Source organism: Pseudoalteromonas sp. SCSIO 43210, from assembly GCF_054133285.1.
The window spans coordinates 2,475,679-2,487,878 of sequence record NZ_CP087225.1 but is presented as its reverse complement, the minus strand read 5'-3'; the positions used below and the strand labels follow the sequence as shown (position 1 = coordinate 2,487,878).

Genomic DNA, 12,200 nt, shown 5'->3' with positions numbered 1-12,200 from the left:
ACTTATGATTCTGTATGGCGTTTAAGACTAACTACATGCTCGCCTAAGCGTTCATGATCAATCGAAAAATTAGTTTGTAAGCTCTCAAGTAAGCCAGCTACATCGCCGGCTTTAAATACACCAGCCACTTTAATACTAGCAAGTTCAGCTGACGACAATTCAAAACGCGTTGCGGTATAACGGCTTACTTCATTTAAAGCATCGCTTAATTGTTCACCATTGAAAATTAACATACCATTTTGCCATGCTAAATCGCGCTGAACATCGCCCGCAGAAAGTTGCGTTATCGGCTTTGTTATACTTTGCTCAATAATCGCTTTCTCGCCCGAAGTAACAATATTTGCATTAATTTTGCGAATTTTTTGCGTACTATTATCAGCAAGTTGATATGCTTTAAAATCATTAGCATCTACAGCAACACTTGGGTCGGTAATCATCACTTTACCTTCGGTAACCACAAGTTCTAAATCTGATGAAGTATTGCGTTGCACATTAAATACCGTGCCTAACGCGGTAAAGCTTTTATCACCAGCCATAACACTGAACGGACGCGTCGTATCTTTAGCCACATTAAATCGCCCTTCTCCACGACTGAGTAATAGCTGCCTGCGCCCTTTGCTGTAAGCAACTTCAAGTAAACTATTGGTATTTAACTGAACAATCGTTCCATCGGGTAAAACATAAGTAGCTTGCTCACCTACTTTCGTTTTATAAATTTTAGTATAATTAACTTTAGCAAGTTCTTGGTTATAACCATTTTCTAAATTGATCAGTAAATAGCTACACACCATTAATGCTGCAAATAAACTGGCTGCAATCGAGTAAGAAAACATCCATCTATTTTTAGACTGTTTGCTACTACGGTGCGGGAATAAATGACTTAATTCGTTTAAAACAGATATTTCATCCCAAAGCTGAGCAAGTTCATATACAGCATCTTGATGAGCAGTGCTTTGCATCATCCACAATTTAAATTGCTCTTTTTCGTCAGCACTTAAGCCGCGATCTATTGCACTTATCCAATTACAGGCTTTTTCGAGAATTAAATCTTTTGAGGTAAATTGATGTACGTTGCTCATTTTGAAACCCTCTCTAGGGGTAACGATTGCACTGACATAATACTTGCATCAGGAAGTTCGTGGGTTTTGTCATGCTCTCGCATATACAACATAGTCTGTAGTAATCCTTTGGCAATGTGCTTTTCAACCGTACTTTGACTTAATTGCATCTCGCTCGCTATCTCTTTTTGGCTCATGCCGTATACTTTTTTTAATATAAAACATTTACGAATTGATACACTTAATTGCTCTGTGGCTTTACAAAAAAGTAAAAAGCGCTCTTTAGATGTGTATTCATCTTCTAGCTGCATTGATTTAAGTAATACAGGCAACTCACTGTCTTGCTCAAGGGATTCGTTAAATTTATTATCCCATTTAGCAATATGATTAAGTGCTAAATGCTTTGCTGTTTTAAGCATATAACTGCGAGTAAATTGAATATCTTGCTTTAAGTCAGCTTCATAGCTTTTTATAAATGTTTCTTGCACAATGTCTTCTACGTCATCGGGCTGAACTATTCGAGAGACAAAGCGCTTAAGTTGACTTGAAATATCAACAAATGTTGACGTAAACGTTATTTTTTTCGTCATCCTTAACTAGCACCTGTTGTTATTTTTATTACCTTTAGATTACGAGTTTTGAGCATAAAAACAAGCAAAATGTTAACTTTGGGTTATTTATATGTATTGTTTTTAAAAAGGAAAGTTTATGAGTAAACTTTTAGACTATATACGATTAAGTTTTTTTGCGTGTGGTTTACTTTTAGGTGTGCAAATTCCTGCATTTGTAAGTGACTTTGGCCAAGCACTATCAGCCCAATTAATTGAAGCTAATAATGCCGTTGCGCCTTTTAAAAGCGACGCAACTAAGTATTTCAATAATGATTTAAATAAGCTAATAAAACACTATCAAAATATTGATGATGAAATTGTGAACAAAGGGGCAAGTAATATCAGTACTCTTTACGAACGACAGCAAGATTTACAGATAGCCGTAAATAGGTTTGAGAAATCTCCGTATATATTTACTATGATCAGTGGCATGAGCGATATAAAGCAACAAGTATGGCAACGCTTTGAAGGTCAAATCATTTTAAAAAAAGACTCTATTATAGCCGCCATTGTTGCAGCCATAATAGTAGCCTTGCTTGCAGAGCTTACTGGTTATTTGTTTTTAACTGGAGTAAAACGCTCATTTAAACGCTTATTCGCAGCTCAAAAATAGTGATTTCATAAAATCATAAAATACATCGGTTTTACGGGTTGTTAAACTATTTTGCGGACGTAAAAACCAAACCGGTGCATCATCTTGTGCCATTACACCTGGCATTACTTCAACCAAAATACCGTTTTTAAGATCTTCATTAATCGCTATTTTTGACTTAATAGCGATACCATGACCTGCAATAGCAGCTTGTGTCATATTATCGGAGTTTGAAATAGTAAAACGTGTTTTAGCATTAAAGGTATGGATTTTTTTGTGTTCGTCAAAAAGCTTTAACTGGCGTTGCCACGGCAGGCAAACCCAATAATGTTCACTCAATTGCGTTAAATTTTCAGGCATGCCGTACTTTCCTATATAGCTAGGGGCTGCACACAGTATGCGACTATTGTTTACGATTTTACGAGAAAGTAATCCTGAGTCATTTAATTTTCCCACCCTAATTGCAACATCTTGAGCGTCATCAACCACATTTACAAAATGATCCGTTATTAAAAAATCAAGCTTTAGTTCAGGGTAAGCTTGCTCAAACTCATTGAGTTTAGGCATTACGTATTTTGAAAAAACCCATGGGGGCATTGTCACTCTTAGTAAGCCACTTACCGATGAGCTACGCGCACCAATACTATGCTCAGCATCGCGTAAAGCTTCTATTATGGCGCCAACTCGGGTGTAAAATATTTCTCCAGCGGGAGATAACCGTACTCGTCTGCTATCTCTAAAAACAAGCACTGTAGCAAGCTCTCGTTCTAGTTTACTTAAGCGATGGCTCACTGTTGCTGGCGATAAACGCTGCTCGCGGGCAGCAGCAAGTACTCCCTTATTTTCAACTACAGCTATAAATGTTTCTAGGTCGCTCAAATTATACACAAACTTGCCAATCTCTATTTTCAATGTTTAACATTTTCGAATGAAGCTTTTAGTTTTGCAATGTTTATTTAAATAACTGGAACACTATAATTGTAGATAGTTTAATTATTGAGGTTCAATCATGAGTTTAAAAGCGCAAATAGATGCCTATAACGTACAAAAAGAGGCCAAGTTACCAGCTGACGTTTTAGCATTAATGAACACTACAAACGAAGAGCTTATTGCACAGCATATTAAAGACAATGCGTTGCAAATTGATCAAAAAGTAGAAAATTTTAGCCTAGCCAATCATAAAGGCGAAAACGTTGAGCTTGCGGATTTATTAAAAAAAGGCCCAGTAATTATTAGCTTTTATCGTGGTGGCTGGTGCCCATATTGTAATTTAGAGCTAAAAGCACTTAACGACTACTTACCACAATTTAAAACTCAAAGTGCTCAGTTAGTCGCAATATCACCACAACTACCTAATGAGACTCTCTCAACTGCACAAAAAAACAACCTTGAATTTGACGTGCTTTGCGATGTGAGCAATAAAGTAGCTGAGCAATTTGGTTTATTATTTACACTTGATGAGCGTATCCAAGCGTTATATACACAATTTGGTATTGATTTTGAACACTACTACGGCGATAAAAGCTTTAAATTGCCGCTACCGGCTACCTATGTAATAAACCAAGAAGGTGTTATTACATACGCATTTTTAAGCGAAGATTACACCCTACGCGCAGAACCTATTGATGTTATGGCAGCACTTGAATCGGAGAATAATTAATGTCTATTTTAAAATCGTTAAAAACACTCACTCTTTCACTACTTGTGGGCACAAGCCTTGTATCTGGTTACGCCGTAGCTGATGAACCAAAAGAACAAGCAAAACCTAAAGTGCTTATTTTTGATGTAAACGAAACCCTACTTGATTTAACGTCAATGCGCACCTCTATTGGTAAAGCATTAGGCGGACGTGAAGATTTATTACCACTGTGGTTTTCAACTATGCTGCACCATTCATTAGTAGATACAGTAAGCGGTAGTTATCATGACTTTGGGCAAATTGGGGTGGCGTCACTCCTCATGGTCGCTCAAAACAACAATATTGATATTACTAGTGAACAAGCTAAAACAGCTATTGTTACACCTCTTTTAACGCTTCCTCCACACAGCGATGTTAAAGAAGGACTGGCGAAACTCAAAGCACAGGGCTATAAATTAGTGAGCCTTACAAATTCTTCAAACAAAGGTGTAAAGGCACAGTTTGAAAGCGCTGGTTTAATATCTTACTTTGATGCACGTTACAGCATTGAAGATATTAAAATTTACAAACCAGACTTACGTGCTTATGAGTGGGTACTTAAAAAGTTAAATGTAGATCCAAATGAAGCAATGATGGTAGCAGCCCATGGCTGGGATGTTGCTGGTGCTAAAGAAGCTGGCTTACAAACCACTTTTATAGCACGCCCGGGTAAAGCACTTTATCCATTAGCTAAAAAACCAGATCACGTTGTGAAAGATTTACATGAATTAGCCGCTCTACTTAAATAAGTATGCGCTGATGAATCAATACCCAAGCGGCCAATGTTAGGATGACATTGGCCGCTTTTTTATAACTCCTAGAGCGTGTTGAACTTTACGGTATTTATTCTCATAATCAGCATGTTAAAAAATTGAATGTAAACAAAGTATTTAGCCCGCTATGCGTTATTTTATCTGCTAGCAATTTAGTACTCACAACGCTACTATTAACTAAATACGTGGTGGAGAGTGTAATGAAAAGTCAAAGATTAGGTGAGTTTGAGCAATACTTTCAAATTGATGAAAGTATTAGAGTGAATTTATTAGCTGTGACAAATAAGCAAGTCCCTAAGTCACAACTTGAGCTTGAAGACGATATTCCTCCATTATTTAAATTAGCCAACGAAGTCAGTGAACTCGAACAAAGTTCTTTGCGTCCTCTGCGTAACTTAGGCGATATAGCGCAAGAGTTAGCCGCTTTTTTACAAGCGCAGTCACGTAAAATAGATTTAATAATGAGCCATATCTTGGCCTCAGAACAAGCCCAAGATAACGCAATCCAATGTGACAGCTATGGCGGTGGCGGTATTCGCTTTACATCACCAGAAGTACACTCAATTGGCCAAGCATTTAGAACAAAACTGTTTTTACATCACGAAGCATCTGCTGTGTACTGTTATACTGAAGTTGTGGCAGTAGAGAAACAAGATAGTGAACATTACCAATACACCCTGCTTTTTACCGCAATTAGAACCACCGACCAAGAACTTATTGTTAGAGCGAGTTTACATGCTCAAACCCGCCAACTTAAAAAACGTCAAGAACTTGAACCAAACCAAGGCGACCTAAACAGTGATAATTAGCTGACATCTTTATGTAAAATGCTAAACTAGCGTCATCTTAATTAGTATATAAAATTCATGAACTTTAGACTTTTACCAGAATGGGCCGAGCAAGACGCCGTTATGCTTACGTGGCCTCATAAAGACACCGATTGGGCCGACAACTTAGCACGTGTAGAACCTGTATATATTGAGCTTGCTAAACACATAACAACGCAGCAACAGCTTGTTATTGTGGCGCATAACAGTGCCTTAAAAGTGCATATTACAGCTTTACTAAATAGTGCTAACGTCTCTCTTAATCGTGTTCATTTTGTAGTAACGCCTACTAACGATACATGGGCGCGCGATCATGGTCCGCTTACTTGCGCCGCTATTGATTCACCAGAGCAATTAAAAGTATATGATTTTACTTTTAATGGTTGGGGCAATAAATTTGAAAGCGCATTGGACAATCAAATTAATCGTACTTTGGTAAAAGAGCTAAGTAGCACAAACAACCAATATCAAGCGCTCGATATGGTACTTGAAGGTGGCGGTATTGAAATAAACGAGCACGGTGTGTTGCTAACAACCAGTGAGTGTTTGCTTAATAAAAACCGTAACCCTGATTTAAACCCAAATGATATTGAAGCACTTTTAAAAGAGCACTTAGGCGCGACCAGTTTTTTATGGGTTGAACATGGCTATTTAGCGGGCGATGACACCGACAGCCACATTGATACTTTAGTGCGTTTTGCACCAAATAATACCCTTGTATATGTGCAGTGTGACGATAAAACTGATGAGCACTTTAGCGCACTTGATGCGATGGAAAAACAACTAAAAACCTTTAAAACTGCCGATAACACCCCATATAACTTAATTGAGTTACCGTGGCCAAAAGCCGCTTATGACGATGAGCAAACACGCTTACCGGCTACCTACGCTAACTACTTGATTATTAATAATGCTGTGCTTGTGCCAACGTATAATGATGCCAATGATGAGCGTGCTCTTGCGCAAGTTCAAAAAGCATACCCACAACACACTATTATTGGCGTTAATTGCCAACCAATAATTGAACAATTTGGCAGCCTGCACTGTATTACAATGCAATTACCTCGTGGATTTTTAGCTGGAGCAGCACAATGACAAGCCCTGCAAAATTAACCGTTGCGTTAGTGCAACAAAGCAATACCGATAACGCTCAGGACAATATGGCAAAATCAATGAGTGCCATTCGTGAAGCAGCTCAAAAAGGTGCAAAACTGGTTGTACTTCAAGAGCTACACCGAAGCCTCTATTTTTGCCAAACCGAAAATGTTGACGTATTTGATTTAGCCGAAACCATTCCAGGCCCTAGCAGTAATGCCTTAGGTGAGCTTGCTAAAGAGCTAAGCATTGTTATTGTGGCCTCTTTATTTGAAAAACGCGCTACGGGCCTTTATCACAATACTGCGGTTGTATTAGAGCAAGACGGCAGCATTGCGGGTAAATACCGTAAAATGCATATTCCTGATGACCCAGGTTTTTACGAAAAATTTTACTTTACCCCAGGTGATATCGGTTTTGAGCCTATTCAAACCTCGGTGGGTAAATTAGGCGTGCTAGTATGTTGGGATCAATGGTTTCCTGAAGCTGCACGTTTAATGGCAATGGCAGGCGCTGAGATATTAATTTACCCAACCGCTATCGGTTGGGATCCTAACGACGACATTGCTGAGCAAACTCGTCAAAAAGATGCGTGGGTTATTAGCCAGCGTGCTCATGCTGTTGCCAATGGTGTACCGGTAATTAGTTGTAATCGCGTAGGCCATGAAAGTGACCCAAGCGGACAAAGCGATGGTATTTCGTTTTGGGGAAATTCGTTCATTGCAGGCCCACAAGGTGAACTATTAGCAGAGGCGAATAATACTGATGAGCAAATTTTAGTAGTAGAAATTGATCAAAAACGCTCAGAAAACGTAAGACGTATCTGGCCTTTCTTACGTGATAGACGAATTGATCACTATAAAGACCTAACAAAAATATACCGAGACTAAGTAAACTTAACTCAAGATGGCTCTTACTTGCTAAGAGCCAACTATAAATGGAGTAATAAATGGCGTTTGAGCAATGGGCAGCCTTGCCTTGGGTAAAATCTCAAAAAGATAAAATTCAATGGGGCCAGCTAAGCGGAAGTGGTTTAAGTATTGCCATTGCTGAAGGCGTTAAACAACAAGACAACTTAGTCTTGATTGTTACGCCTGATACACCAAGCGCACTACGCCTTGAAACAGAATTAGAATATTTATTACCCGATAACCCAGTCATGGTATTTCCTGATTGGGAAACTCTGCCATACGATCACTTTTCTCCCCATCAAGATATTATTTCAGCCCGTTTAGCCACTTTAAATACCTTAAAAAAAGAACAACAAAGTGTGTTAATTGTGCCTGTATCTACTCTAATGTTGCGCACAGCCCCGGCCTCATTTATTTACGGTTCAACAATAAACTTTAAAGTAGGCGACAAACTAGACACTCATAACTTTCGTGACAATTTAGAGCAAGCCGGTTATTTAAATGTTCAACAAGTAATGGAGCACGGCGAATACGCTATACGCGGCTCAATCGTTGACTTATACCCAATGGGTAGCCCACACCCATTTAGACTCGACTTTTTTGATGACGAACTCGATACCATTCGCTTATTTGATGTAGAAACACAGCGCTCTGATGAAAAAGTAGATAAAATTGAGCTACTCCCAGCGCATGAATTTCCTACTAACGACGCTGATATTGAACGTTTTAGAATAAGCTACCGTGAAAAATTTGGCGCAAGCTCGCAGCAAGATTCAGTATACATGCAAGTAAGCAAAGGTAACTGGCCTGCAGGTATTGAATACTACATGCCGTTGTTTTTTGAAAAGCTAGCGACTATTTTTGACTACCTGCCAGATACAACAACCGTTATGCAGCTGGGTGATTTAGAGCATGCGGCAGATAACTTTTGGCACGATGTAAATGTACGCTATGAAAACCGCAGAGTTGACCCACTTCGTCCATTACTTGAACCCAATGCACTTTATCAGCCTATTGAAGAGCTGTTTTCTAATTTAGGCAATTTTGCACGTATTAGATTATCCCTTGCAAAGCTTGGTACTAAAGCAGGCAATAAAAACTTAAGCGTTAGCGAGCTGCCTACTATTCGAATCGACCATAAACAGCATGAACCTTATGGCGCGTTTATAAATTATGTAGCAGAACAAAAAAAGAAAAAAGGCCGTATATTACTCAGTGTTGAATCAGATGGTCGTCGTGAATCATTGCTGAGCATTTTAAAACCAAGCGGTTTAAAATTTAAAGAATTTGAAACACTCGAACAATTTACAAAAAGCGCGAGTGACGTAGGCTTAATAGTAAGTCCGCTTGAGCAAAGTGTAGTACTTGGTACTAAACCAAGCCTTTCTATTATTACCGAGCAAGAACTGCTTGGTATAAAAGTATCTCAGCGCAGACGCCGCAAGCACAAGTACGAAGCCAGCCAAGATGCGCTAATCCGTAATTTAGCTGAGCTTAAGGAAGGCCAACCTGTTGTGCATCTCGATCATGGTGTTGGCCGTTATCAGGGTTTGCAAACAATTGATGCTGCAGGTGTAGTTACTGAATTTGTAACAATTACTTACGCAAGTGAAGCTAAACTTTACGTGCCAGTATCTGCATTGCATATGCTTAGTCGTTACTCTGGCGGTGAAGAAGCTAGCGCCCCGCTACATAAGCTTGGCTCAGATGCATGGGAAAAAGCAAAAAAACGTGCGGCTGAAAAAGTTCGTGATGTAGCAGCAGAATTACTCGACATTTATGCACAGCGCCAAGCAAAACCTGGTAATAAATTTACCCTAGACGCCCCTGCATATCGCCAATTTAGCGATAGCTTCCCGTTTGAAGAAACAGACGATCAGCGCAACGCCATAGAAGCCGTATTAGGTGATATGCAATCAAAGCAAGCCATGGACCGCTTAGTGTGTGGTGATGTAGGCTTTGGTAAAACAGAAGTGGCCATGCGCGCTGCTTTTGTAGCGGTTAACGATGATAAACAAGTGGCCATTTTAGTACCAACTACCCTGCTGGCTCAGCAGCATTATGAAAACTTTAAAGACCGCTTTGCTGATTTTCCTATTGAAGTAGGTGTACTTTCGCGCTTTAACTCCACTAAAGAGCAAAAAGACACACTTGAAAAAATGGCCAACGGTAAGCTCGACATAGTTATTGGCACACATAAACTTATTCAACAAGACATTAAATTTAACGATTTAGGCTTACTTATTGTTGATGAAGAGCATCGCTTTGGTGTTCGCCAAAAAGAGAAAATTAAAGCACTGCGCGCTGATGTAGACATACTCACACTGACTGCAACGCCAATACCTCGTACACTTAACATGGCCATGAGCGGCATGCGCGATTTATCAATAATCGCAACGCCGCCTGCTAAACGTTTAGCAGTAAAAACCTTTGTGCGTCAACGCGATGTAGAACTAATACGCGAAGCAGTACTGCGAGAAATTAAACGCGGTGGCCAAGTTTACTTTTTACATAACAACGTAGAAACTATTGAGCGTGTTGCACAAGAAATTAGTGAATGGGTACCTGAAGCAAGTGTGACCACAGCTCATGGCCAAATGCGCGAGCAAGAGCTTGAGCAAATAATGACTGACTTTTATCATCAAAAATACAACGTGCTAGTATGTACCACAATTATCGAAACCGGTATTGATGTGCCTACGGCCAATACCATTATTATGGATAGAGCAGATAAACTCGGCCTTGCGCAATTGCACCAATTACGTGGGCGAGTTGGTCGAAGCCACCATCAAGCGTATGCCTACCTTCTAACAGGTGACCCTAAATCGCTTTCTAAAGATGCGAGCAAACGCTTACAAGCAATCGAATCGTTAGAAGATTTAGGTGCAGGTTTTGCCCTCGCTACACACGATTTAGAAATTCGAGGCGCTGGTGAGTTACTTGGCGATGATCAATCAGGTCAAATGCAAACCATCGGCTTTAGTTTGTATATGGAAATGCTCGAACAAGCAGTAAATGCGCTGCGCGAAGGTAAAGAGCCAACGCTTGAAAACTTACTTCAAAAACAAACCGAAGTAGATTTAAAACTGGCTGCATTATTACCTGATGACTACATACACGATGTAAATGCACGCTTAGGTATGTACAAGCGCGTTGCTAGTTGTGCTAACCTTGATGATATGGATGAACTACAGGTCGAGTTGATAGACCGTTTTGGTTTGCTGCCTGATGCTGCTAAAAACTTATTTAGCCTGCAGCAACTTAAAATGCAAGCCAGTAATTTAGGCATTACAAAAATTGAAGCGAACCCTAAAGGCGGTTACTTTGAGTTTAGCCAAGATACTAAGGTTAACCCTAGCTTCATCATTGGCTTGATACAAAGTGCGCCTAAGGTGTACAAAATGGATGGCGCAAATAAACTGCGCTTTGCAATTAGTGAGGCAAATGCCCGCGAACGCTTAAAAATGGTCACTGCAATGATTGCAGATTTCGAAAAAAAGGTTAGCCATTAATGTTGCTAAAAAAATCGCTTGTTGTTTTATGCTGCTTATTTAGCAGCACTGCATTTGCAGAGCGTTGGTTTGAGGTTGAAGTACTCGTTTTTAAACAACTCCCCTCCCCTTACTTACAAGAAGACTTTAGCCTTAAACACAAAGCTATTGAAGATAAGAACACCCTAGACTTACTAACGCCTCTTTATAAAGAGCAAGCAATGCAGGCCTGCATAGATGGCGATGAGCGTTTTCAAAAACGCTCATTTACCGACTCTTTAGTTAATCTAAATCCACAGTCGAATGTGTGTGACGATAGTATTGACTATATACAAAGCTACGATGAACTCCCGGTAACGCCAATTGCTGAAACGCAAGAAACTATGGAACAAACCTATCTCTTATCACCTGAACAATTACAGTTTAAAACTCAATACACAGAGCTTGTACGAAAAGGATTAACACCTATTCTGCATACTGGTTGGCGCTTTGAAGAAGCGAGTAAGTCCCGTGCACCAAGCGTGCGCTTAATTGCAGGTAAACATATAAGAAATAACATAAACACCATTCCTAGCTACTCAAACCCCGATTTTATCAGCTTACTAAACTCCCAACCTAAGCTATTTAACGATCCAGATAAACTAAACGTTAATTGGGAATTAGAGGGCTTATTTAAAATCCATCTACGTCATTATCTCTACATAACAGCCGATTTTGATATCAGTCAAAAGCTAGAAAATGGCGACATAGAATCAGCCCGCTTTTCACAGTTTAGACGTGTGATAAGCAGCGAGATTCATTACTTTGATCATCCTCGTATGGGAATGATTGTACAAATAAGAAAATTTAATCATTAATCGTATTTACCAAATAGGAAATAACAATGAAAAAACTCCTCATTATTGTGGCTACACTTAGCCTTGCAGCTTGTTCAAAAGTAAGCTTAGAGAATTACGAAAAAATAGAAATCGGAATGGATAAAACTGAAGTAGAAACACTATTAGGTAGTGCGGATAACTGTGTAGAAAAAACACTTCATACTAATTGCGTTTGGGGTGATGAGACTAAAAATATAGAAATCACATTAGTATCAGATAAAGTAACTTTATACAGTAAGCACGGTTTAACTAAATAGACGTATACTTATAAAAAAGGAGGGCAGAT

Annotated in this window: 12 protein-coding genes; 9 read left to right on the top strand and 3 right to left on the bottom strand. The window is 39.3% G+C overall.

Annotated features, from left to right (window positions below):
• Positions 1-2: 2 nt before the first annotated feature.
• Together LOS73_RS10675 and LOS73_RS10670 are read right to left on the bottom strand one after the other, a co-directional pair.
• Complete coding sequence (locus LOS73_RS10675) at positions 3-1,079, bottom strand: FecR family protein (protein ID WP_007375284.1); 1,077 nt, start codon at positions 1,077-1,079, stop codon at positions 3-5.
• The gene (locus LOS73_RS10670; RefSeq protein ID WP_007375285.1) at positions 1,076-1,648 is read right to left on the bottom strand and encodes a sigma-70 family RNA polymerase sigma factor; all 573 of its coding nucleotides are present in this window, start codon (positions 1,646-1,648) and stop codon (positions 1,076-1,078) included. The genes LOS73_RS10675 and LOS73_RS10670 overlap by 4 nt, the downstream gene beginning before the upstream one ends.
• Positions 1,649-1,766: 118 nt before the next feature.
• Between LOS73_RS10670 and LOS73_RS10665 the strand changes: the two genes are divergently transcribed.
• Entirely contained in the window at positions 1,767-2,282 is a 516-nt protein-coding gene (locus LOS73_RS10665) for a DUF2937 family protein (protein ID WP_007375286.1), read from the top strand.
• On the opposite strand, the gene LOS73_RS10660 is transcribed toward LOS73_RS10665, so the two are convergent.
• Complete coding sequence (locus tag LOS73_RS10660) at positions 2,262-3,149, bottom strand: LysR family transcriptional regulator (protein ID WP_457934958.1); 888 nt, start codon at positions 3,147-3,149, stop codon at positions 2,262-2,264. The two genes, LOS73_RS10665 and LOS73_RS10660, sit on opposite strands and share 21 nt — an antisense overlap.
• A 121-nt stretch (positions 3,150-3,270) precedes the next feature.
• Between LOS73_RS10660 and LOS73_RS10655 the strand changes: the two genes are divergently transcribed.
• From LOS73_RS10655 to LOS73_RS10620, 8 genes are all read left to right on the top strand, one after another.
• The gene (locus LOS73_RS10655) at positions 3,271-3,921 is read left to right on the top strand and encodes a peroxiredoxin-like family protein (RefSeq protein WP_457933611.1); all 651 of its coding nucleotides are present in this window, start codon (positions 3,271-3,273) and stop codon (positions 3,919-3,921) included.
• Positions 3,921-4,688, top strand: coding sequence for a haloacid dehalogenase type II (locus LOS73_RS10650; protein WP_096793338.1), 768 nt, complete (start codon positions 3,921-3,923; stop codon positions 4,686-4,688). The genes LOS73_RS10655 and LOS73_RS10650 overlap by 1 nt, the downstream gene beginning before the upstream one ends.
• 224 nt (positions 4,689-4,912) lie before the next feature.
• Complete coding sequence (locus LOS73_RS10645; protein ID WP_149606366.1) at positions 4,913-5,521, top strand: PilZ domain-containing protein; 609 nt, start codon at positions 4,913-4,915, stop codon at positions 5,519-5,521.
• Positions 5,522-5,578: 57 nt separating this feature from the next.
• Entirely contained in the window at positions 5,579-6,634 is a 1,056-nt protein-coding gene (locus LOS73_RS10640; protein ID WP_002961505.1) for an agmatine deiminase family protein, read from the top strand.
• Complete coding sequence (locus LOS73_RS10635; protein ID WP_337120526.1) at positions 6,631-7,524, top strand: carbon-nitrogen hydrolase; 894 nt, start codon at positions 6,631-6,633, stop codon at positions 7,522-7,524. Before LOS73_RS10640 ends, LOS73_RS10635 begins: the two co-directional genes overlap by 4 nt.
• A gap of 59 nt (positions 7,525-7,583) precedes the next feature.
• Positions 7,584-11,057, top strand: a complete 3,474-nt coding sequence (gene mfd, locus LOS73_RS10630; RefSeq protein WP_457933610.1) for a transcription-repair coupling factor — start codon at positions 7,584-7,586, stop codon at positions 11,055-11,057.
• Positions 11,057-11,893: a peptidoglycan binding protein CsiV gene (locus tag LOS73_RS10625; RefSeq protein WP_457933609.1), complete on the top strand. Its 837-nt coding sequence runs from the start codon at positions 11,057-11,059 to the stop codon at positions 11,891-11,893. Before mfd ends, LOS73_RS10625 begins: the two co-directional genes overlap by 1 nt.
• A 26-nt stretch (positions 11,894-11,919) precedes the next feature.
• The gene (locus LOS73_RS10620) at positions 11,920-12,171 is read left to right on the top strand and encodes a hypothetical protein (protein WP_007375295.1); all 252 of its coding nucleotides are present in this window, start codon (positions 11,920-11,922) and stop codon (positions 12,169-12,171) included.
• Positions 12,172-12,200 lie beyond the last annotated feature (29 nt).

What these genes read in the sequence shown, in the direction of transcription:
- LOS73_RS10650 (WP_096793338.1), top strand. Translation starts at nt 3,921, where the DNA reads ATGTCTATTTTAAAATCGTTAAAAACACTCACTCTTTCACTACTTGTG.
- LOS73_RS10675 (WP_007375284.1), bottom strand. Translation starts at nt 1,079, where the DNA reads ATGAGCAACGTACATCAATTTACCTCAAAAGATTTAATTCTCGAAAAA.
- LOS73_RS10665 (WP_007375286.1), top strand. Translation starts at nt 1,767, where the DNA reads ATGAGTAAACTTTTAGACTATATACGATTAAGTTTTTTTGCGTGTGGT.
- LOS73_RS10645 (WP_149606366.1), top strand. Translation starts at nt 4,913, where the DNA reads ATGAAAAGTCAAAGATTAGGTGAGTTTGAGCAATACTTTCAAATTGAT.
- LOS73_RS10620 (WP_007375295.1), top strand. Translation starts at nt 11,920, where the DNA reads ATGAAAAAACTCCTCATTATTGTGGCTACACTTAGCCTTGCAGCTTGT.
- LOS73_RS10640 (WP_002961505.1), top strand. Translation starts at nt 5,579, where the DNA reads ATGAACTTTAGACTTTTACCAGAATGGGCCGAGCAAGACGCCGTTATG.
- LOS73_RS10625 (WP_457933609.1), top strand. Translation starts at nt 11,057, where the DNA reads ATGTTGCTAAAAAAATCGCTTGTTGTTTTATGCTGCTTATTTAGCAGC.
- LOS73_RS10655 (WP_457933611.1), top strand. Translation starts at nt 3,271, where the DNA reads ATGAGTTTAAAAGCGCAAATAGATGCCTATAACGTACAAAAAGAGGCC.
- LOS73_RS10635 (WP_337120526.1), top strand. Translation starts at nt 6,631, where the DNA reads ATGACAAGCCCTGCAAAATTAACCGTTGCGTTAGTGCAACAAAGCAAT.
- mfd (WP_457933610.1), top strand. Translation starts at nt 7,584, where the DNA reads ATGGCGTTTGAGCAATGGGCAGCCTTGCCTTGGGTAAAATCTCAAAAA.
- LOS73_RS10670 (WP_007375285.1), bottom strand. Translation starts at nt 1,648, where the DNA reads ATGACGAAAAAAATAACGTTTACGTCAACATTTGTTGATATTTCAAGT.